A 21207-nucleotide genomic window follows, 5' to 3' on the forward strand; every position below is an offset into this window, starting at 1 on the left:
GCCTGTAATGCGACTCTCACGCCGCCGTGTCCTCCAGGCCGGAACTCTGCTCGGAATCTCGGCCGTTCCGGGCTGTTTCTCCGGAGAGAGACCGCTGACCGTCACACTCCTGAACTTCACCGACGAACCCCAGCGGCTCGCCGTGGAGTTGCTGCGGATGGACGCCGACGAGCGGAGCGACGCTCTCGTTCTGGACCGGCTCTACGAGTTGGACCCACGACCAGCGGGTGGTGCCGCGTCCGAGCTGAAGAAGCGGGACGTCGTGACGAGCCGTCGGTACTTCGTTCGCGTGCAACTCGACGACGACCGGTCCGTGACGGGGACCTACCGATTCTTCCCGGACTGTACCGAGCGCGACGAACCACCTGAGGAGCTGTACGTCAAGATCAACCGCGACGGCGATGACGACGAGCCGTACATCGGTTTCCAACAGAGCGCGTGTGGCGGCGAGGCGGGATGGTTCTGACCCTTCAGGTGTGTGAGCGACCGAAAGCGGTTCGAAACGGCTTCGGTCACCGAAGTGCGCTCCGGGCGTCTGGTTACGACCACAGGCGCGCGGTGAACCGTGTCGGCTTTTCGTAAAATACGGTTAATATTTCACTCGTCTTATATCGAATGATGACGAGAGCGTCGACAGACGAACGGGCAGTGAGCGGCATCTGGAAGGGATATAGAGAACTCGTCGCGGAAGCTGAAGCGGTCGTCCCGGTCATCTCGGTCGAGGAGGCACTCGAACGGTACGGGTCGCCGGACACCGTGTTCGTCGACGTCCGCGACGAGAACGAACGCTGGCGAGACGGGGAGATTCCCGGGGCGCTCCACGCCTCGCGAGGGATGCTCGAGTTCCACATCGACCCCGAGAGTCCGTACTTCGTACCAGGGTTCGGGGCGGACGCGGAGTTCGTCTTCGTCTCCGGCGTGGGAAGCCGGTCGCTCCTCGCCGCCCAGCGGGCAGCGGAGATGGGCGTCGGGTCGGTCGCCAGTCTCGAAGGCGGGTTCAGGGAGTGGCGGGTCCGTGGCGGCCCCGTCCGCGAAGTGACACCGGTCGTGTGACGGCCTCCCGACGGAGCCGCGAGCGGCTGGACTATCCGGACTTCGACTCGTCCTCGTACTGCCGTTCCAGCGTGTCGCCCCCACCGACGAGACCGCTCAGCCGCCGAGTCAGCACGTCGAAGACGACGACGACGGGGAGCAACGCGAGCTCGATCAGGTACAGCGGCCGGGCGACCCTGCGCGCCCAGCGGCGGGCGTTCCCCAACCCGTAGGACTTCGGGACGATCTCGCCGAAGACGAGCACCGCGGAACTGGCGATGAGCGTCGCGGCCGTCACCGCGATTCCGGCCGAGACCGTTTCGACGAGGACGACCGTGATGACGCTCGAGATGGCCATGTTGACCAGGTTGTTGCCGACGAGCAGGGTGACGAGCAGTCGATGCGGGTCCGCGCGGAGTTCGGCGAGACGTGCGGCGCGAGCGTCGCCACTCGCCACGTCGGCGTCGAGGACGTCGCGCGGGAGCGAGAAGATGGCGGTCTCGCTGCTGGAGAAGAAGGCGCTACAGGCGAGAAGGGCGAGGACGGCGGTGAGACTTATCCAGAGGACCGCTGATGTGACCATACCGGGATGATACGGCCTGGTCGGAAAAACGTCCGTTCGCCGGTGAATCCCGCGCTCAGTTCGGAATCTCGATGTCGTCCTCAGCTCAGAACCACGACGTCGGCCTCAGTCCAGGACTTCGACGCCCTCGTCGGTCACGCGCACGTCGACGAGGCTCTTTACCTCGTAGTCCATCGGGACCTGCTCGGTCTCGGTGCGGCGGATGACGGTGACGACGTCGACGACGTTCGCGCCGACGTCGTCGAGCGCCTCGGTGATGGCCGCGACGGAGACGCCGGTGTTCGTCAGGTCATCGAGGACCAGCACGTCGTCGTCGGCCGAGACGTCGTTGAGGTAGTAGTCCTCGCCGTTCAGGTCGAACGGGACCTCGTCGTCGAAGCCGTACTCGCGGTTGCGGATGACAACGAGCGGGATGTCGGCGACGAGGGAGACGGCCGTCGCGACGTGGACGCCCATCGTCACGGGCGTCACGATGACGTCGACGTCTGCGAGGTCTGCGACCTGGCAGATGCCGTTGACGACCTCTCGCATGAGGTGGGGATCGAGCGTCGGGATGCCGTTGCTGATGGGGTGGACGAGGTAGCGATAGCCGTCCTCGTCGATGACGGGTGCCTCGTGAATCGAGCGGCGAAGCGCGTCCATACTGGTGCCAACGGGAGCGAGGCGAAAAACCGACCGGTTTCTAGGCGATGTCCCGACTGGTATCGACCCGCACACCGTCGGTGAGCTGGAGTTTGACGGGTTCGCGGAGCGCGCGGCCACCGCGGAACTTGGTGACGGCGAGCCGGTTCTCGATGGCGTAGGTGGTGAGGCGCAGGTCGAGCGTCCAGACGATATCGGCGGCGACGAGGGTGACGTCCCTGCGAGGGGTCGACTTGCGGTCGCCCGTGCAGTGGAGCATCGCGATGGACCCGGATTCCCTGAGACGGCGCTGGAGCGCGTTCACCATCGAGACGTACTCCCGGCGGGAGACATCCTCGAGCGGGTTCTGCTGGTCGACGACGACGAGCCCGTTCTCGGGGACGTGCGAGAGGGCACTGGTCAGGTCGTCGGGCGAGGGGCTGGCACCGAGGTAGACGACGTTCGTGTCGGTGGCGGCACGGCCGAGACCGTCCTCGACAGCGTCGGCGGTCCGTGTTGTGGAGAGGTAGAGCGCCTCGTGCTGGGCGGTGAGCATGTTCACCAGCAGTTCGCTCTGGCTCTCCGGCGGTGCGAGCAGGGCGACGACGTTTCCGGACGGAACACCACCCTCGTGCAACCGGTCGAGCGTGTCCATCCCCGTCGTGAACCGCGGAGGCATACCCCGAGGGTTCTCGAGGGAGTGGATTACGTCTTTGGGTCGGTGGCCGCCTCGTCGTCTCGGGACCGACCACCGTGAATCGTCTCGTGGATTCCGAGGACGAACGCGGGGACGACGACGATGAACACGTGTTCTTCGAGCGGGATGCCCAACAGTTCGACACCGGTCCTGAGCGGGATGGAGAACACGCCGACCTCGAGCGTGTACCAGTCCCAGACGTACGCAACCGGGTAGAGCGTGAGAATGGTACGCACGGCTCGTGAGAGCGCGTTCGCCCGCACGAGCAGTGCGAACGCGACCGAGCCGAAGACGACCTCCGTCGCGAGGTAGGTCCAGGGCCCGAGAATCGTGATATCTGGGAGCATACCGCACTATACGGGCCGAATCCCGAAAATGTCACGGACGGAAGCGGGAGAGGGAATCCATCTTGGCGGTATCTTGAAGGTCAGTGGCGGTGAATCACAGGGTGTACTATGGATATTTCTGATATCGCGACCCCGGAGTTCATCGAAGTGGACGTCCAGGAGCGACTTGGGAAGGTGCGGTCTCTGTTCGAGAACGAGAACCCCAAGGGGATCATCGTCACCCGGGACGGTGAGTACGAGGGAGTCGTCTCGGAGCGAGAGATACTCCAGTCACACGTCGAGGACGACGCGAAGGTCGCGGCGCTGGTCAAGCCGAGTCGGAACGCACCGGCTCCGAAGGTCGACCGGCACGAAGACATCCGCGAGACGGCGCGCGTCCTCGTCGAGGGGGGTGTGAAGATCGCGCCCGTGTTCGAGGACGACGAGCTGTGGGGAATCGTCACGGTAGACGCGATTCTCGAGGCCGTCCTCGAGAACCTCGACGCCCTGGACGTCGAGCAGATATACTCCGACGAACCGGTGACCGTCCACGAGGAGGACAGCCTGGGGAAGGTCATCAACCTCCTCCGCGAGCACGGCATCTCGCGTATCCCGGTCGTCAACGACGAGGGATACCTGACCGGGGTCGTGACCCGTCACGACATCGCCGACGTGGTCATCCGGAACATGTCGAAGATGACGACCGGGGAGCGTGCAGGTGACTCCGACCGCGTTCTGGACATGTCCGTCTACGACATGATGTCGAGTCCGGTCCGGACGACGACGGTCGGCGAGTCGGTCGAAGACGCCGTCTCCCGGATGCTCGAACACGACCTCGGTGGGCTCGTCGTCGTACAGAGCGACGACGACCGGCTCATCCAGGGCGTCGTCACCAAGACCGACGTCCTCCGTGCCCTCACCTTCACCGAGGAGGAGCGCATGGACATCCAGATCACGAACGTCAGCCTGCTCGACACCATCTCCCGGGAGGACATCCACGACTCGCTCGAAGAGGTCCTCAGCAAGTACCAGAAGATGAAGGTCCTGCACGTTCACGTCCGGTTCCAGGAGCACAAAGAGAAGCTCCGTGGCACGCCACTCATCTACTGTCAGATCCGCGTCCGCACGACGAGCGGACAGGTCGCCGGCTCCGGTGAGGGCTACGGCGCCGAGTCCGCCTTCCGCGTCGCGCTCGACAAGCTCGAGCGGAACGTCCTGGAGATGAAGAACTACCGCTCCGACGAACAGTACCGTGGTCAGCTGCTGCGCAAGCTGAACGAGCTGTAGCGGAGCCAACGGGTCGCAGGACAGAGAATCCGACACTCCGATTTTCCGACGTGCAGTACCGTTACGCCACGTCGCTCGCAGTGATGCCGGCGTCCGTTATCTTGAACTGGACCGTCTGACCGGCCGGCTTCGCCCGGTGCTTCTCGAGCGTCGCACGCCGGTTCCCCCCACGGAACCGGTCGATACGGACGACGCTCCCCATCCAGTGTTCGAGGGTGTTCCCGCCGAGCGCCCGCGTCCGGTCGCTGTCGATGTCGGAGAAGACCTGGTTGGTGACGAGGACGGCGAAGTCGTGACGGCGCGCGAGCGAGAGCAGGTGCGTCACCTGTCGTCCGACCTTCCGAAGCGCCTCACCTCCCTCCGAGTCCTCGCCCCGAGCGAGTCGGTAGAACCCCGTTATCGAGTCGACGACGACGAAGTCCGCGCGGTCTGCGAACTCCTCGACGTCGCGCACCGCCTCCTCCTGCTCCTCGAAGTCGAACGCCTCCTCGACGACGATACGGCCCGTGATGTCCTCGACGGACTCGTCGGCGCGGCTCGCTCTCGACTGCGCGACCTGTTCGAACCGGTCCAGCGACAGCCCTTCCGTGTCGACGTAGACGACGGTTCCGCCCCGTGCCGCCGTCTCGACCGCCGTGACGAGCGCGACGTTCGTCTTCCCTGCCGCGGGCGGCCCGTACACCTGCGTGACCGTCCCTCGTTCGAACCCGTCGCCGAGCAGGTCGTCGAGGTCGCCACACCCGGTTGAGATACTCCCTTGCACGTTGGCTCCTCGGTTGGCCCGCGGCAAAAGCGCTCTGACCCGTGGGCAGGTGTTGAGTTTTATACTGTTCGGCGCGAAGTATCAGGGAGTGATAGTCGTCGCCACTGCAGACTTCGAGGTCTACCACGGCGTCGTCAACGAGTTGCGCGACCGCGGCGTGTCGTTCACCACCATCGAACCTGACGACGAACTGCCCGACCGGACCACGGTCGTCATCACAGGCGAAGACGAGTCGGTCGAGGGACCGCACGTCGTCCAGGCCGAACCGGACGAACCCCGGCGCGCGGTCGACGCCGCCCTCATCTACCTCCGAGGCGGTAGCGGACAGACTATCGTCGGCGTCGACCCCGGTCGCCGGCCGGGAATCGCGGTGCTATCGGGCGAGATGGTCGTCGCGGCGTTCCAGGTCCCTGCCGACGACGCCGTCGCCGCCATCCAGCGCGAGGTCGCCGACGCGGTGGACCCCATCGTCAGAATCGGTGACGGTGCACGCCTCGACGGGGCGAACATCGTCAACGCGCTCGAAGACGTCCGGGTCGAACTCGTCGACGAGACCGGGACGACGCCCTACCTCGGGACGGGCGCTCGCGGGATGGGTGACGTCCTCGCCGCGGTGAACATCGCACGCATCGAGGGCGAGGTCATCGAGAAGCGCGACATCGAGCCGACGGCTGGCGAGCTGCAGGTCATCAAGAACCGGTCGCGCGAGCGCTCGAACGAGAACCGGGCCATCGACGAGGAACTGGCGCGGCGAGTGGCGTCGGGTGAGTTGAGCATCGACGAGGCGTTGGACCTGCACAAGAACTCTGTCCCACCGATGCAGGAGACTGACGAGGATGAGGAGTGAGCGGTTTCGAGCAGAGCGAGAAACCGCTACTACCGAACGGGGAGCGAAGCGACTCGTGAGGAGTAGCGAGGTTCCGAACGCAGTGAGGAACCTCGAAAGGCGAGCGGTGAGTGAAACGAACCGCGAGCAGTAGGGAGGTTCGGAGCGAGTGAAACGAGCGAGAACCTCCAGAAAGCGAGCGGCGTAGCCGCGAGCAGGAGTGAGCGGTTTCGAGCAGAGCGAGAAACCGCTACTACCGAACGGGGAGCGCTTCACTTTCCGACGGGCGCGTCGCACACGAACAGCGACGGCTGTTCGTCATCCGAACGAGAACCGCACCGGGAGCTAGCCGGTAACATCGAACGAAACAACCGAGGACGAAAGAATCCGGGCGGAGCTGGCGTATCGGTTACCGCGCCGTCCAGTCGCACTCCGTGCAGGCAGGGACGCCCTGCACGTTGACGAGCGGTGCGTCACAGCCAGGGCATGCCGTGGTGACGGCGACGCCACCGTCGGCGACGATAGGCTTCTTCTCGCCGGTCTCCTCGGTGTCGGCGGCCTCCTCCGTCTCCTCCGGTTCGTCGACGACGGGCTCGCTGTGACGCCACATGCCGAACGTGAACGGGTGGTTGCTGTAGACCGATTCGCGCTCTTCCTCTGCAGCCTCGTCCCCCTCGCCTGTGGTGGTAGTGGTGGATGAAGTCATGGCCTCGGTATCTAGGTGAAACGATGAGAGCAATCCATATAATGCTACGGCCTGATGTGTATAACCATCTAAGGCCAATTATCAGAATATAAGGTCGGTGCAGATGTTGGGTAGGTCCTTGGTCAGGTTTCTCGTGGTATCGACTACCGCTGGCGGCCACGGACCGGGCACATCACTACTCGTTGTCGGGCGGGTGATTCGCCGCGACGTCCACGGAACACGGAGGCGGTAGGGCTTTGTAGCCCGCAGAACCAATGTAAATTGTTACCAAAAAACACTGTCGGCGGTGGGTGTACCGTCTACCCCCGGTACCAAAAACCATATCGGCACGCGAGACGCAGTTCAATCCATCCCCGTAGCTTTAAAATCATGAACGAAGTTCAATTGGAGGTCGCCAAGGCGTACCCGAACGACTCGGGTCGCGGTATCGCCAGGCTCGACCCGGATACGCTGTTACATCTCAAGCTCAGCCCGGGCGATATCATCGAGATCGAAGGTGCAGACACGACCGCAGCGAAGGTGTGGCGGGCCGACCGGCAGGACTGGAACACCGACACGGTCCGGATCGACGGTTTCACGCGCCAGAACGCGGACGTCGGTATCGGTGAACGGGTCACCATCCGGAAGGCCGAGGCCACGAAGGCCGAGAAGCTCGTCCTCGCACCCCCCGAGGAGGCATCGGTCCAGTTCGGCTCCGACGCCGCCGGCATGGTCAAGCGACAGATTCTGAAGCGGCCCGTCGTCGAGCGCGACATCGTGCCCGTCATGTCGAGCACGAACCACCCCTTCATGCGCTCGCCCGGACAGGCCATCCCGCTCATCGCCGTCGAGACAGAGCCGGAGGGCGTCGTCCTCATCACCGAGGATACCGAGGTCGAGCTGCGCGAGGAGCCCATCTCGGGATTCGAGAAGGCAGGCGGCGGTATAACGTACGAAGACATCGGCGGCCTCCAGGGCGAGATTCAGCGCGTGCGAGAGATGGTCGAGCTGCCGATGAAGCACCCGCAGATCTTCAAGAAGCTCGGCATCGAGCCCCCGCAGGGTGTCCTGCTCTACGGGCCGCCCGGCACCGGGAAGACCCTCCTCGCGAAAGCGGTCGCCAACGAGACCTCCGCGAGTTTCTTCTCTATCGCTGGTCCGGAGATCATCTCGAAGTACTACGGTGAGTCCGAACAACAGCTCAGGGAGATCTTCGAGGACGCCGCCGAGGAAGCGCCGTCCATCATCTTCATCGACGAACTGGACTCCATCGCGCCCAAGCGCGAAGACGTGACCGGCGAGGTCGAGCGCCGCGTCGTCGCCCAGCTCCTGACGATGATGGACGGGCTCGAAGCCCGTGGCCAGGTCATCGTCATCGCGGCGACGAACCGCGTCGATTCCGTCGACCCCGCCCTCCGCCGTCCCGGCCGGTTCGACCGCGAGATAGACATCGGGGTCCCGGACGAGGAAGGTCGCGAAGAGATCCTCCAGATCCACACCCGCGGGATGCCGCTGTCGGACGACGTGAGCCTCGAGGGCCTCGCCCACGAGACCCACGGGTTCGTCGGCGCGGACATCGAGTCCCTCACCAAGGAGGCCGCGATGAAGGCGCTCCGTCGATACCTCCCCGAGATAGACCTCGACGAGGAGGACATCCCACCGAGCCTCATCGACCGGATGATCGTCAAGGAGAGCGACTTCGACGGCGCGCTCGCCGAGGTCGAACCGAGCGCGATGCGCGAGGTGCTCGTCGAACTACCGAAGGTCTCCTGGGACGACGTCGGTGGACTCGACGCGGCGAAAGAGAACATCCAGGAGTCCATCGAGTGGCCGCTGAACAACCCGGAGAAGTTCGAGCGGATGGGCATCGACCCGCCGAACGGCGTGCTCCTCTACGGACCGCCCGGGACCGGGAAGACGCTGATGGCGAAGGCGGTCGCCAACGAGACGAACGCCAACTTCATCTCGGTCCGTGGCCCGCAGCTGCTGTCGAAGTGGGTCGGTGAGTCCGAGAAGGCCATCCGGCAAACGTTCCGGAAGGCGCGACAGGTGGCCCCGACGGTCATCTTCTTCGACGAGCTCGACTCGCTCGCGCCCAGCCGGGGCGGCGAGATGGGCTCGAACGTCTCGGAGCGCGTCGTCAACCAGCTCCTGACGGAACTGGACGGGCTCGAGGAGATGGGCAACGTCATGGTCATCGGCGCGACCAACCGGCCGGACATGATCGACCCGGCGCTCATCCGCTCGGGGCGGTTCGACCGTCTCGTGATGATCGGCCAGCCCGGCGTCGAGGGGCGCGAACAGATCCTGAAGATCCACACCAAGAGCATCCCGCTCGCGCCGGACGTGAGCCTGCGCGAGCTCGCGGAGTTGACCGACGGCTACGTCGGCTCCGACCTCGAGTCCATCGCCCGCGAGGCCGCCATCGAGGCGCTCCGCGAGTCCGACGACGCAGACGAGGTCGAGATGCGCCACTTCCGGTCCGCGATGGAGTCGGTGCGGCCGACCATCACGGAGGACATCCTCGACTACTACGAGAAGATGAAAGAGGACTTCAAGGGCGGGACCGCAGACGTCGGTCGGGACCGCCAGAGCAGCCGCATCGGCTTCCAGTAGGTCGTTTCGGCCTCCACTGAACAGCTCTTCTCACCGACTTCGGGACTACCCCGTCGGCCCATCCTGACGCTCTGGGGCCACGTGTTCCGATAGCGACCGCTTTCGGCGGCGAACGCTTTTAAGTCAGTGCCCCTCGGACCTCCTACCGGATAGCAGATGCAGTGTCACGAACCCGTTCGGTCCCCCGAGTCCGGCCCGGTCGCCGCCCGCAAGGACGGCTCCTACCGGCCACATCGTGACCCACAGGTCATCCTCCTCGTCCTCATCGTGCTCGGTACGTTCGCCGTGATGGTGGGTGGTCTGGGAACCGGCCCCCCGTTCGGCGACGGTGGCTCGTCGGGACCGGTGTTCCCGGTCTGGGATTTCGACGGCGAGGATAGACCCGACGCCGAGGAACTCGTCCTGACGGCGAACCGCACGACGGTCGACCCGGGAGACGCAGTCCGGTTCCGGGTGACCGCGAAGGACAAACCCGTCGCCAACGCCACGCTCAGGGTCGGGGGACGGACCGTCGAGACAGACCGGAACGGTACGGCGGTCGCCGTCTTCGAGGACCCTGGAAGCGAACGGGTGACCATCGCAGATTCGGGGGGCGGTGACGGGAGTGGGGAAGCAGTGACGGTGAGAGTCCGTCGGCACGAGATCGCTCTGACGGTGTCGGCTCCCGAGACGGCCGTCACCGGTGAGCCGGTCGAAGTGACGGTCACCCGGGCGGATACGGGTGAGGCGGTGCGGGGAACTGTCGTCGTGGACGGTAGACGCTTCGAGACGAACGACGCGGGCGTCGCCGAGGTCACGTTCCGGACGGCCGGCGACCGGTCCGTCCGGGCGGTCCGCGATACGACGAACACCGAGCGGTTCGTCACGGCGACGGCGACGGTCGCCGTCGAGCGACGCGTCGTCCCGCTGGTCCTCGAACTCAGCGCGAGCGAGACCGTCGTCGGCGAGGAGGTCGAGCTTCGCGTGCATCGGCGCGACACGGGCGCGCCGGTGAACGCGACGGTCCGCGTCGGGACCCGGACGCTCGTAACAGGAGACGACGGGAACAGCTCGTTCGTCGCCGAGGGCCCGGGGACCGTCACGGTGACCGCGACTGCCCCGGAGACGCCGGCGGTACGGTTCGATTCGGGAACTTCGGAGCTCACGGTCGACCGGCGGACCGCGGCACTCGAACTCGAGGTCGACCGGCCGACCGTCCCCGAGGGTGAGCGCGTCACCTTCACGCTCCGGGTCGCCGAGACGGGTGAACCCATCGCAGGGACCGTCCGGCTGTTCGGAACGCCGTACAGGACCGACGACGAGGGGCGGCTTCGCGTCGCCTTCCAGGTACCCGGCACGGTGACAGCCGTCGGTTCGGCACCCCCGAACCGGACGACCCGATTCACGGACGCGTCTCGCCAGCTCACGGTCGAGGGACCGGAGTTCGTCGTCTCGGAGATGACGGTCCCCGAATCCGCACGGGCGGGAGAACGCGTGACGGCCCGGGCGACCATCACCAACGAGGGGAACGTCGGGTCGACCGAGACGGTTCGCTACCGCATCGGCGGCGAGCTCGTGGCGAGTCGCACGGTCTCGCTCGCACCCGGCGAGTCGACACGCGTCGTGCTCGGTGGGACGGTCCCGTCGCTACCGTCGGGGACGTACGACCAGCGAGTCACGGCCGAGGACGGCGACGCGAGTTCGACCATCACGGTGACGGCCAACGAGTCGTTCGTCGACGGCAGGATGTCTCAGCGTCCGTCGTCTTCACCGGACGTGACCACGGCGACCGGTCTCGTTTTCGCCCAGTATGGTACTCCAGCCGTGCTCCCGTGGACAGCCCTTCCGTCGGGCGTCCGTGCCGTCCACTGACGGGTTACCACGCAGCCGGCTGAACCATCACGAAGTTACCTGAACCATCGAACGGGTATTTGTGGACTGGTCGCGTACTCAGAGCTATCGTATGGGGGGTGTGATCGACCAGGTAACGAGGGGTACCGGGAAGCGACGACAGCGGTCGCTCGTGGCGATGTTGGGGTTCTGGACGGCCGTGACGCTTCCGTTCATCCAGGTCGGGATGCTCGCGTACGGGCTGACGACGCTGGAGATGACGCTCCTGTTCGTCGCCCTGCTGGCGGCGAATCTCGTCGCGCTACTCGTCGGCCACGGCTACGAACCCTGATTCTCAGACGATTCCGTTCGTAGAACCGCGAGTTCGTCCGAGAGCGCGCGGTGTTTGACGACGACGAACCCCGCGAAGATCACCACGAACCCGACGACAGTGTAGACGGTGATCGGTTCGTCGAGGACGAGGAAGCCCGAGAGGGCGGCGAAGATGGGCGCGACGTACGAGACCATATTTATCTCGACCGGGCCGAGCCGGTCGAGCAGGTCGAAGTAGAGCAGGAAGCCGACCGCACTCGCCGCCAGCGAGAGCCACGCGAGCGAGAGGATGGCCGTGGTCGTCCACTCGATAGCCGCGAACGACTCCGAGGGCATGGCGACGCTCACTCCGTGCATCACGAGCGCCCCGAGGAGCATCGACCACGCCTCCATCGTCTCGATGGGGAGGTCGCCGTTGACCCGACGAGAGAGGACGCTCCCGAAGGCGAACGAGACGGCGGCCGCGAACACGAGCAGTTTCGAGACGACGGCGTCCGTGAGGAGGTTGGCGGGGTCCGGGTGAAAGAGCACGGCCACGCCGACGAGCGAGAGGAACATCCCGAGCCACGTCGAGGCTGTGACGGGCTCGTCGGGGAGCAGGAGGCGCGCGAACGCGGTCGTCAAGACGGGCGAGAGGGCGATGAGGACCGCGGCGGCGGCACTGCTGACCGGCCCGGTCTCGCCAACGAAGAGGAAGGCGTGGTAGGCTGCGATCATGAACACCCCGCCGATGACGACCTCAGCCCAGCCGTCGCGCGTCCGGGGATACCAGTCGTCGACGACGACGGCCGCGTACGCGAGCATCAGCACGCCCGCGACGTCGTAGCGAAGCGCGGCGAACAGGACGGGCGGGATGAACTCGACGCCCGCCTTTATCGCCATGAACGCGCTCCCCCAGATCGCCGCGAGGACGAGGAAGAGGACGGCGTTGCGGTGTCTGGTCACACCGAGTGAGAGACAGGGTTCCGTCCTGAAGGTTTCGAATCGAGACATCACTGCCACTGCGGGCACATCCTTTAAGACCAGTTATCCCCAAATCGTATCTATGGCCGCTCATGGCCGGCCCGCACTGCGGGACCTGTTCGACGAGTCGCCGACCCCTCACATCGCCCACCCGCCCACGACGCACCATCGTGATTTCTACGTCGCCACAGACGGTTCGTACAGAGCCGCAGAACCCGGTGGACTCGGCGTCATCATCGAGACGCGTGACGGGACCCGCGTCGCACGCATCGCCGTCGCCGATGCACCGCCGGACAACAACGTCGCGGAGTACCGCGCACTGCATCTCGGGCTCGACGTGCTCGCCGCACGGGCACCGCACGACGCACGAGTCGGCATCCTCGTCGACCACGACGACCTCGCGGCGAACGTCAATAACGCCGTTCTCGCGATGCGCCACCCGGACTGGAAACCGACGAAACCGTTCTCCGTCCCCCGGGCGAGCGAGAACCACTGGCGCGGCATCCGCGCCCGGCTCTGCGGCTTCGACGAGGTCCGAGCCGCACGCATCCACTCGGACCAGAACCCGGCGCATCCGCTCGCGAACGAGCCGTCGCGGTACGCACACGTGAACCAGGAGCCGGAGCGCTGTGTCCTACCCGAACCACCGGGCCCTGCCGAACCCGCCGGGCCGCAGTACCCGCCGCCGTCGCGTGCCGACCGACACGCGTCAGATTAGCTCGGCCGCCACCCGGTAGCGGTCAGGTCTCATCGAGCCTGCGGTGTTCGACGAGCGCGACCGACTCGGGGGCATCTATCTCGAGGACGAGTCGTTCACCGGCGTGAACGGTCCGTTCGAAGATGAACTCGTTTTCGACGTACAGGTAGAGCTGGTAGTCCGTGTCCCTGTCGAGGACGCCGCTCAGGTAGACCCGTTCCGCGTAGCTGAGACGCCGTCGCCGGTCGTACATCGTGGTGAGGTCGGCCACGCGGACGAGTTTGAAGCGGACGTCGAGGCTCCCCGAGACCGTCGACAGGACCTCGAGCTGGGGGGCCGGCCGCTGCTGCGAATCCGGCTGGTTGGTCGTCCCTCGAGTGCTCTCCGGCGTGGCGAGTGAATCCCGCTCCCGGGACGACTCGTCGCCGGTGAGCCGGCCGAGGCAGCCGGCCGTTCCGGTTGCCGCTGCGGCTGCAGAGACGAGGAACCGACGGCGTTGCATACGCGAGGATAGGTGGAGGGGACCAAAAGTACTCAGAAAAGACAAACAGGCGTTTGAGTCACCATCGGCGGTAACGGTACGCTCACCGGGTGGACACGACCGATGGCGGCCGGCCACCGGGTCCGCGACGGTGTCGCTCAGTCGTTCTGCTGGGCGTCGACGACCGCCACGCCGGCGAGGTTGACGATGTCCTTGACCTCGTCGCCCCGCTGGAGCACGTGGACCGGCTTGTCCATGCCGACGAGCATCGGACCGATGGCCTCCGCGCCGCCGAGACGCTGGAGGAGCTTGTAGCCGATGTTCCCCGCTTCGAGGTTCGGGAAGACGAGCACGTTCGCGGGCTCGTCGAACTCGGCGAAGTCGTAGGTGCCTTCGAGGATCTCCTCGACGACGGCCGTGTCGGCCTGCATCTCGCCGTCGACCGGGAAGTCGACGTTCGCGTCCTCGCGCAGCATGCGGGCGGCGCGGCGCGGCTTCCGGGTGCCGGGGTTGTCGACCGAGCCGAAATTGGAGTACGAGAGCATCGCGACGCGCGGCTCGACGTTGAACCGGCGGGCGAGGTTCGCCGTGTGCTCTGCGACCTCCGCGAGCACCTTCGCGTCGGGGTCCTGGTTGACCGTGGTGTCGGCACAGAAGATGACGCGGTTCTTGAACGTCAGCATGTAGACGCCGGCCGCGTAGTTGGCGTCCTCACGGGTGCCGATGACCTGGAGCGGCGGGCGAAGCGCGGACGGGTAGTGGTGGGTCAGGCCGGTCAGCATCGCGTCGGCGTCGCCGCACTCGACCATCACGCTGCCGAAGTAGTTGGTGTCGCGCCGGATCATGTCGACGGCCTCGCTCTTCGTGAGGCCCTTGCGCTGCCGAATGCGGTGGAGCCGGTCGGCGTACTTCTCGTACTTGCCGTCGGCCTCCCGCGGGTTCGCGATCTCGGGGTCGAAGTCGAGGCCGAGGCGCTCTTTCGTCTTCTCGATGCGGCCCGGGTTCCCGATGAGGATGGGGATGGCGATACCCTGCTCCTGCAGCTGGTAGGCGGCGCGGATCATCTTCTCGTCGGTCCCCTCCGCGAGCGCGATGCGCTTCGGGTCGGTTTTCGCCTTGTTGAGGACGACGCGCATCATCTCGCGGGACTTGCCGAGACGGGCCTCGAGGCGCTCCTCGTACTCGTCGGTGTCGAGTTCGACGCGGGCGCAGCCAGCGTCCATCGCGGCCTGTGCAACGGCGGGTGCGACCTCGAAGAGGACGCGGGGGTCGAGCGGCTTCGGGATGATGTAGTCGGGACCGAACTGGAGCGGCTGGTCACCGTAGGCCTTGACGACTGCGTCCGGGACGTCCTGTTTCGCGAGGTCGGCGAGCGCCTTCGCGGCGGCGACCTTCATCTCCTCGTTTATCTCCGTCGCACGGACGTCGAGCGCTCCGCGGAAGATGAACGGGAAACCGAGGACGTTGTTGACCTGGTTCGGGTAGTCAGAGCGGCCGGTCGCCATGATGACGGTGTCGTCGCGGGCTTCCTTGGCCTCCTCGTAGCCGATCTCCGGGTCGGGGTTCGCCATCGCGAAGACGATGGGGTTGTCGGCCATCGACCGGACCATCTCCTGGGAGACGAGACCGCCGATGGACAGGCCGACGAACACGTCCGCGCCCTCCATCGCGTCGGCGAGGTCCCCGCCTTCGACGTCGCGGGCGAACTCGCGCTTGTACTGATTCACGTCGCCGGACTCGGCGCGCTCTTTCGTGATGATGCCCGAAGAGTCGCACATCGTGATGTTCTCGCGCGTGGCGCCGAGGGAGACGTAGAAACGGGCCGTCGCGAGCGCGGAGGCGCCGGCGCCGGAGAAGACGATGTCGAGTTCCTCGATGTCCTTGTCCGCTATCTCACACGCGTTGACGAGGGCGGCACCGGAGATGATGGCGGTCCCGTGCTGGTCGTCGTGGAAGACCGGGATGTCCATCTCCTCTCGGAGCGTCTCCTCGATGGTGAAGCACTCGGGCGCGGAGATGTCCTCCAGGTTGATGCCACCGAAGGTCGGCTCCATCGAACTGACGGAGTCGATGATCTTCTCGGGGTCGTCCTCGTCGAGTTCGATGTCGAAGACGTCGATGTCGGCGAAGCGCTTGAACAGGACACCCTTCCCCTCCATGACGGGTTTCGACGCCTGCGCGCCGATGTCGCCGAGGCCGAGGACGGCCGTTCCGTTCGAGACGACGCCGACCAGATTGCCCTTCGCGGTGTACCGGTAGGCGTCGTCGGGGTTCTCCGCGATTCGTCGGCACGGCTCCGCGACGCCCGGCGAGTACGCCAGCGAGAGGTCTCGCTGTGTGTTCGTCGGTTTCGTAGTCGATATCTCCAGTTTGCCCGGTGGTTCCTGTTCGTGATATTCGAGTGAATCCTCGTCGAGTCCCATACCGAACCCATCACGGTCGGCACCAAAAAGGTACCCGAAAGCCACATTCGACAGCCGTCGAACCCTTCCCGAGAACCACGCCATCGTCGACGCCGTTCCCGGCTCGTGAGAACCGCGACCGCTTCCGGACAGTTGATATGGGGCGATTCCCGAGAGACGGGTATGCAAGCGCTCAGCAGGCGCGGGGCCCGTCGCCTCGCCGCCGTCACGACAGGCCTGACGGCCGCACTCATCCTGCTCGGGGTGTACACCGCCGCCACCGGGACCGGACTCACCTGCCAGGGGCAGTGGCCCCTGTGTGGCGGCCCCCTGTTCGGCCTCCTCCCGCCGAACTACGCCTCGATTCCGGAGTGGACCCATCGGTTCGTCGCCTCGATAACCGGCTTCTTCATCCTCGGAACGGCATACGGCGCCTGGACCGCGTTCGACCAGCGTCGAATCCACGCCGCGATCGCAATCGCCATCGCGACGCTCCCGGTCCAGATACTGCTGGGGCGCGAGACGGTCGTCACCTACACCGCGCTCGTCCAGACCATCCACCACGCCGCGGCACTCGTCATCTTCGGCGGCCTGCTCGCCGCGACGGCGTGGATGTACGACTGAGACGAGCCGGCCGTCTCTCCCGACGAGCGGCCGCATCCATCTTCACGAAATCGCAACACTCAGGCGAGCCAACCATGATTTGCCCGGTCTTTCATGTGCGGTGCGCTCGCACACGGCGGCATGGCACTCGAACAGATAGACGCCGGCGTCTGGTCGGTCGTCCCCGCCCTCGTCGCCATCAGTGTCGCCTGGTACACGCGAGAGGCGCTCATCGGCCTGTTCCTCGGCGTCTTCGTCACCGGTTCCATCTACGGCGCGCTGTCGCCCGGCGCCGTCGGCGTCCCGTCGAACCTCACGGGCGGCGCCGCGGGTCACCTCCTCGGCGCCGTATTCGGCCTGAAGACCATCCCGACCCTCATCGCCACCGCACCGCTGTTCGGCGGTGAGTGGTACATCAAGAACGTCCTGCTCGCGCTGTTCGCCATCGGCGGCACCATCGGGCTGATGATACGGGCCGGAGCTATCCAGGGCGTCCTCGAGGCGCTCGCCGCCCGGGCCGAAAACGCCGCTGACGCGGAGAAGGCCGCCTTCCTCGCCGGTATCGCCGTCCACATCGACGACTACTTCAACTGTCTCGTGGTCGGCTCGATGATGCGCCCGCTGACCGACCGGTACGACGTCTCGCGGGCGAAGCTCGCGTACTACGTCGACAGCGCCGGTTCACCCGCGGCAAGACTCGCGTTCTACTCGACGTGGGGCGTCGCACTCATCGGCTTCATCGGTGCGGGACTCACCGCGGCGAGCAAGCAGGGGAGCCTCCCGCAGGGGATGTCGAACATGGTCGCCGGCTCGGGAGACAGCCTGCACGCCGTCACGAGCCAGGTCTGGCCGCTCTTCCTCAACACCATCTTCTTCGGCTTCTACTCGTGGATCGCCCTCGCCATCGCGGCCGGCGTCGCCTGGCAAGTCGTCCCGAACTTCGGGCCGATGAAGCGCGAGGAGAAACGCGCTCGTCAGGAAGGTGAGGTCCTCGGCGAGGACCACGACCCGATGATCTCCGAGGAGATGGACGAGTACCAGATGGCCGAGACCGCCACGCCCCGCTGGCAGAACTTCGCTATCCCCATCGGCGCGATGGTCGCCGTCGCGCTCGGCTCGATGTTCTGGACCTCGTCGCCGTTCGTCACGGCGAGCGAGTACACGAACTACCTGACGGTCGGCGGCTTCAGTCTCCTGGTCCCCAGTGCCGGAACGTGGGGCTTCGCCCCCGGGTCGTTCCAGCTCGGCCTCGCCGCGGTGACCGCCCTCGTCGTCGCCTTCGCCCTCTACCGCTGGCGCGGTGACATCCCCTCGAACAACGATGCGACCGACGCGATGGTCCGCGGATTCAAGGGCATCTTCCTCGCCGCGGCCATCCTTCTGATGGCCTCCAGCATCCAGAACTCGGTGTCGACGCTCGGTATCTCCACGTTCGTCACGCAGTGGTTCCAGGGCGTCCCCGGCTGGGTCATCCCGCTCATGGTCTTCCTCGTCACCGCCTTCGTCAGCTTCTCCGACGGCTCCTCCTGGTCGACCTACGGAATCATGTTCCCCATCGCCATCCCCGTCGCGTTCACGACCGGTGCGAACCTGCCGCTGGTTATCGGCGCCGTCTTCTCCGGCGGCATCTTCGGCGACCACACCTCTCCCATCTCGGACACCACGGTGCTGGCGTCGTCGACCAGTGGCTCGGACCACATGGTCCACGTGAAGACGCAGATACCCTACGCACTGGTGACCGCGAGCATCACGATGGTGCTGTTGCTGGCTGCAGGACTGCTGCTGCCGCAGGGCTTCGAGATCATCCCGTACTAATCAAATCTTACACTTCTCAGCACTGTCGCCCAGGAAATCACCGAAAATCATCGAACCGTTTAATACTGTAGGGAAAAGCCCCCATGGCATGGATAGACGTGGATACCTGAAGGGTACTGGCGCTGCAATCGGAAGCATGGGGCTCGCGGGCTGTATCAGCTCGTTCACCGGCGGCAGTGGTGGCGGCGAAACCGTCCTCATCGGCTCCGACATCCCGTACAAGCCGTTCGAGTACGAGAAGGCCGACGGCACGCTGACCGGCTTCGACGTCGATATCGCAGAGGCCGTCTTCAAGGGCGAGATGGGCATGGAGTACGAGTTCAAGAAGACCGCGTGGGACGGTATCATCCCCTCGCTCAACAACGGCAACTTCCGCGTCATCATGAGCGCGATGACGATCAACGACGAACGCGCCAAGAAGGTCGACTTCTCCGACCCGTACTTCACGGCGTACCAGACCGTGCTCGTCCTCAAGGGTGGAGACATCTCCGCGAAGGAGGACCTGAAGGGCAAGAACGTCGGTGTTCAGCGGAACACGACGGGTGCCGGCGCTGCAGAGGAACTCAAGGAGGAGTTCGGCGGTGACCTCACGATCAAGAGCTTCGACCAGATCACGGGCGCGTTCGACGCACTCGTCAACAACCAGGTCTCGGCCGTCATCAACGACAACACTGTCAACGCCGAGTTCGCCAACAAGAACGACAAGGTCGTCTTCCTCGAGGGTGACGGGGCCGCGAAGGAGGCCGGGCAGGAAGCGCCGCCGTACCTCACCCTCACCGTCGAGAACTACGGCATCGCGTTCCGGCAGGATGACGACGACTTCCGGAAGCAGGTCAACGACGCGATTGCCGCCATCAAGGAGAGCGGCAAGTACGACGACATCTACAGCAACTACTTCCAGGGCTGAGCGCTTCCCATGTCAAACGCTTCTGTCGACACCGAATCGAGTCAGGGGAGCGAGTCGCTACTGATGCGTGACGCACTCGTCCGTCGAGTCGGCGAGATGCTCTCGCTCGCGTTCGTCGTCGTCGTCGCAGCGCTGGTGGGATGGATCGTCTCACAGCAGGTCGATATGTCTCTCCTGCAGACCATCTTCCCACGCTTCGTGACGGCATTCATCACGGTTATACAGATAGTCGTCGTCGCGAGCCTGCTGTCGGTGACTCTCGGCATAATCGTCGGACTTGCGCGCATCTCGAGTTCGCCGATCACCTCGCGCATCGCGAAGGGTTACATCGAGTTCTTCCGCGGGACGCCGCTGCTGTTCCAGCTGTTCGTCATCTATTACGGCATCCCGAAGCTGTGGGGCGTCGGCGAGTTCCCCATCGTGAACTGGAGCATCCCGGCCGCAGTCATCGGTCTCACCCTCAACCACGGTGCGTACGTCGGTGAAGCCATCCGCGGCGGCATCAACGCCGTTCCGGACGGCCAGATGGAGGCCGCCCGCTCGCTCGGTATGTCGCGCGTCATGGCGATGCGAGAGGTCGTCCTCCCGCAGGCGTGGCGCAACGCGCTCGCCGCCATCGGGAACGACCAGATCATCCTCGTGAAGGACACGTCGCTGTTGACGCTCATCGCGGTGCCGGAGATCATGGACGTGTTCCGGAACGTCAACTCGAACAGTCTGGACGCGTGGACCCCGCTCGTCTGGGTCTGCCTGTTCTACCTGGCTATCACCATGTCGATGAGTTACCTCGTCAGTCTGCTCGAGAAGCGTGCCGACTGGGGTGCCGAAGCCGAGGAGTCGAAGGCGACCCAGCTCAAACGGATGTTCATGGGCAACAGAGGTGGGATGTGATGAGCCACCAGCACTCCCTCGTCGAGTTCGACGACGTGAACAAGTACTTCGGCGAAAATCACGTCCTCAAGGACGTCTCGCTGAACGTCGAAGAGCAGGAAGTCGTCGTCGTCATCGGGCCCTCCGGGTCCGGGAAGTCGACGCTGCTGCGCTGTACGAACCGACTGGAGGAGATACAGTCCGGCGAGATACGGCTCGACGGCGAACCCATCTCCGACCCCGAGGCGGACATCAACCGCCTCCGCCAGCGTATCGGGATGGTGTTCCAGAGCTTCAACCTCTTCCCGCACAAGACCGCCATCGAGAACGTCGCCCTCGCCCCCATCGAGGTGAAAGGACAGGACGAGGGGAAGGTGATGGCGAACGCCGAGGAACTCCTCTCGGAGGTCGGCCTCTCCGGCAAGGAGGAGTCGTACCCGAACGAGCTCTCGGGCGGCCAGCAACAGCGCGTCGCCATCGCCCGGGCGCTCGCGATGGACCCCCAGGTGATGCTGTTCGACGAGGTCACGAGCGCACTCGACCCCGAGCTGGTCGGGGAGGTACTCGAGGTCATGCGCAACCTCGCAGAGGAGGGCATGACGATGCTCGTGGTGACCCACGAGATGGACTTCGCGAAAGAGGTCGGCGACCGCATCGTCCTCATGGCCGAGGGCGAGGTCGTCGAGGTGACCGACGCCGAGGAGTTCTTCGAGCGGCCGACGACCCAGCGCGGTCAGAAGTTCCTCAGCCGGCTGCTGTAGGCCGACCGTCGTTCTTCGGTGGTCGGGTTCCGCCCTATCGCGGACGGTCTCCGTTCTTCGATACCCACTCCATCCCTCACCGACGAGCCGCCGGCTCGCCGACATGAGCTGTGAAAGAAGGGCACGTGGT

22 protein-coding genes are annotated in these 21207 nt (G+C 65.3%); 13 read left to right on the forward strand and 9 right to left on the reverse strand.

Annotated features, from left to right (window positions below; all coding sequences use genetic code 11):
* The first annotated feature begins 7 nt into the window (after positions 1 to 7).
* The gene (locus ACSC1Y_RS04670; protein WP_435333524.1) at positions 8 to 466 is read left to right on the forward strand and encodes a hypothetical protein; all 459 of its coding nucleotides are present in this window, start codon (positions 8 to 10) and stop codon (positions 464 to 466) included.
* A 152-nt stretch (positions 467 to 618) separates the two neighbouring features.
* Positions 619 to 1053, forward strand: a complete 435-nt coding sequence (locus ACSC1Y_RS04675) for a rhodanese-like domain-containing protein (protein ID WP_435333525.1) — start codon at positions 619 to 621, stop codon at positions 1051 to 1053.
* A gap of 31 nt (positions 1054 to 1084) precedes the next feature.
* Here the strand turns inward: ACSC1Y_RS04675 and ACSC1Y_RS04680 are convergent, their stop codons facing one another.
* The 4 genes from ACSC1Y_RS04680 to ACSC1Y_RS04695 all read right to left on the reverse strand — a co-directional run bounded on the left by ACSC1Y_RS04680 (position 1085) and on the right by ACSC1Y_RS04695 (position 3280).
* Positions 1085 to 1615, reverse strand: a complete 531-nt coding sequence (locus tag ACSC1Y_RS04680; protein ID WP_435333526.1) for a CNNM domain-containing protein — start codon at positions 1613 to 1615, stop codon at positions 1085 to 1087.
* A 105-nt stretch (positions 1616 to 1720) separates the two neighbouring features.
* Entirely contained in the window at positions 1721 to 2257 is a 537-nt protein-coding gene (locus tag ACSC1Y_RS04685) for an adenine phosphoribosyltransferase (RefSeq protein WP_435333527.1), read from the reverse strand.
* A 40-nt stretch (positions 2258 to 2297) separates the two neighbouring features.
* Positions 2298 to 2915 carry an RAD55 family ATPase gene (locus ACSC1Y_RS04690; protein ID WP_435333528.1) on the reverse strand — a complete coding sequence of 206 codons (618 nt, stop codon included), beginning with the start codon at positions 2913 to 2915 and terminating at the stop codon, positions 2298 to 2300.
* A gap of 26 nt (positions 2916 to 2941) precedes the next feature.
* The gene (locus ACSC1Y_RS04695) at positions 2942 to 3280 is read right to left on the reverse strand and encodes a lycopene cyclase domain-containing protein (RefSeq protein ID WP_435333529.1); all 339 of its coding nucleotides are present in this window, start codon (positions 3278 to 3280) and stop codon (positions 2942 to 2944) included.
* A gap of 108 nt (positions 3281 to 3388) precedes the next feature.
* On the opposite strand from ACSC1Y_RS04695, the gene ACSC1Y_RS04700 reads away from it, so the two are divergent.
* Positions 3389 to 4546: a CBS domain-containing protein gene (locus ACSC1Y_RS04700; RefSeq protein WP_435333530.1), complete on the forward strand. Its 1158-nt coding sequence runs from the start codon at positions 3389 to 3391 to the stop codon at positions 4544 to 4546.
* A 61-nt stretch (positions 4547 to 4607) separates the two neighbouring features.
* Here the strand turns inward: ACSC1Y_RS04700 and radB are convergent, their stop codons facing one another.
* Positions 4608 to 5309 (reverse strand): DNA repair and recombination protein RadB, encoded by a 702-nt coding sequence (radB, locus tag ACSC1Y_RS04705; RefSeq protein ID WP_435333531.1) that lies wholly within the window; start codon positions 5307 to 5309, stop codon positions 4608 to 4610.
* Between the two features lie 88 nt (positions 5310 to 5397).
* On the opposite strand from radB, the gene ACSC1Y_RS04710 reads away from it, so the two are divergent.
* Positions 5398 to 6156, forward strand: a complete 759-nt coding sequence (locus ACSC1Y_RS04710; protein ID WP_435333532.1) for a hypothetical protein — start codon at positions 5398 to 5400, stop codon at positions 6154 to 6156.
* Positions 6157 to 6544: 388 nt separating this feature from the next.
* Here the strand turns inward: ACSC1Y_RS04710 and ACSC1Y_RS04715 are convergent, their stop codons facing one another.
* Positions 6545 to 6841, reverse strand: a complete 297-nt coding sequence (locus ACSC1Y_RS04715) for a hypothetical protein (RefSeq protein WP_435333533.1) — start codon at positions 6839 to 6841, stop codon at positions 6545 to 6547.
* 369 nt (positions 6842 to 7210) lie between these two features.
* Between ACSC1Y_RS04715 and ACSC1Y_RS04720 the strand changes: the two genes are divergently transcribed.
* The 3 genes from ACSC1Y_RS04720 (at position 7211) to ACSC1Y_RS04730 (ending at position 11597) form a co-directional block, all read left to right on the forward strand.
* Entirely contained in the window at positions 7211 to 9436 is a 2226-nt protein-coding gene (locus ACSC1Y_RS04720; protein WP_435333534.1) for a CDC48 family AAA ATPase, read from the forward strand.
* Between the two features lie 156 nt (positions 9437 to 9592).
* A complete protein-coding gene (locus ACSC1Y_RS04725) occupies positions 9593 to 11287 on the forward strand; it encodes a CARDB domain-containing protein (protein ID WP_435333535.1) in 1695 nt (564 codons plus the stop codon).
* 91 nt (positions 11288 to 11378) lie between these two features.
* Positions 11379 to 11597 (forward strand): DUF8028 family protein, encoded by a 219-nt coding sequence (locus ACSC1Y_RS04730; RefSeq protein WP_435333536.1) that lies wholly within the window; start codon positions 11379 to 11381, stop codon positions 11595 to 11597.
* Here ACSC1Y_RS04730 and ACSC1Y_RS04735 read toward each other — a convergent pair.
* The gene (locus ACSC1Y_RS04735) at positions 11585 to 12523 is read right to left on the reverse strand and encodes a DMT family transporter (RefSeq protein WP_435333537.1); all 939 of its coding nucleotides are present in this window, start codon (positions 12521 to 12523) and stop codon (positions 11585 to 11587) included. The genes ACSC1Y_RS04730 and ACSC1Y_RS04735 overlap by 13 nt on opposite strands.
* 100 nt (positions 12524 to 12623) lie before the next feature.
* On the opposite strand from ACSC1Y_RS04735, the gene ACSC1Y_RS04740 reads away from it, so the two are divergent.
* Positions 12624 to 13259, forward strand: coding sequence for a ribonuclease H (locus tag ACSC1Y_RS04740; RefSeq protein WP_435333538.1), 636 nt, complete (start codon positions 12624 to 12626; stop codon positions 13257 to 13259).
* 22 nt (positions 13260 to 13281) lie between these two features.
* Here the strand turns inward: ACSC1Y_RS04740 and ACSC1Y_RS04745 are convergent, their stop codons facing one another.
* Both ACSC1Y_RS04745 and ACSC1Y_RS04750 read right to left on the reverse strand, forming a co-directional pair.
* Positions 13282 to 13740: a hypothetical protein gene (locus ACSC1Y_RS04745; protein WP_435333539.1), complete on the reverse strand. Its 459-nt coding sequence runs from the start codon at positions 13738 to 13740 to the stop codon at positions 13282 to 13284.
* Between the two features lie 137 nt (positions 13741 to 13877).
* Positions 13878 to 16142, reverse strand: coding sequence for an NADP-dependent malic enzyme (locus ACSC1Y_RS04750; RefSeq protein WP_435333540.1), 2265 nt, complete (start codon positions 16140 to 16142; stop codon positions 13878 to 13880).
* Positions 16143 to 16304: 162 nt separating this feature from the next.
* On the opposite strand from ACSC1Y_RS04750, the gene ACSC1Y_RS04755 reads away from it, so the two are divergent.
* The 5 genes from ACSC1Y_RS04755 (at position 16305) to ACSC1Y_RS04775 (ending at position 21077) form a co-directional block, all read left to right on the forward strand.
* Positions 16305 to 16745 (forward strand): COX15/CtaA family protein, encoded by a 441-nt coding sequence (locus ACSC1Y_RS04755; protein ID WP_435333541.1) that lies wholly within the window; start codon positions 16305 to 16307, stop codon positions 16743 to 16745.
* 120 nt (positions 16746 to 16865) lie between these two features.
* The gene (locus tag ACSC1Y_RS04760; protein ID WP_435333542.1) at positions 16866 to 18539 is read left to right on the forward strand and encodes a Na+/H+ antiporter NhaC family protein; all 1674 of its coding nucleotides are present in this window, start codon (positions 16866 to 16868) and stop codon (positions 18537 to 18539) included.
* Between the two features lie 88 nt (positions 18540 to 18627).
* The gene (locus tag ACSC1Y_RS04765) at positions 18628 to 19446 is read left to right on the forward strand and encodes a basic amino acid ABC transporter substrate-binding protein (RefSeq protein WP_435333543.1); all 819 of its coding nucleotides are present in this window, start codon (positions 18628 to 18630) and stop codon (positions 19444 to 19446) included.
* Positions 19447 to 19509: 63 nt separating this feature from the next.
* Positions 19510 to 20337: an amino acid ABC transporter permease gene (locus ACSC1Y_RS04770; RefSeq protein WP_435334642.1), complete on the forward strand. Its 828-nt coding sequence runs from the start codon at positions 19510 to 19512 to the stop codon at positions 20335 to 20337.
* A complete protein-coding gene (locus ACSC1Y_RS04775) occupies positions 20337 to 21077 on the forward strand; it encodes an amino acid ABC transporter ATP-binding protein (protein WP_435333544.1) in 741 nt (246 codons plus the stop codon). Before ACSC1Y_RS04770 ends, ACSC1Y_RS04775 begins: the two co-directional genes overlap by 1 nt.
* The last annotated feature ends 130 nt before the right edge of the window (positions 21078 to 21207 follow it).

The organism is Haloarchaeobius lipolyticus (assembly GCF_051208015.1).
Taxonomy (GTDB): domain Archaea; phylum Halobacteriota; class Halobacteria; order Halobacteriales; family Natrialbaceae; genus Haloarchaeobius.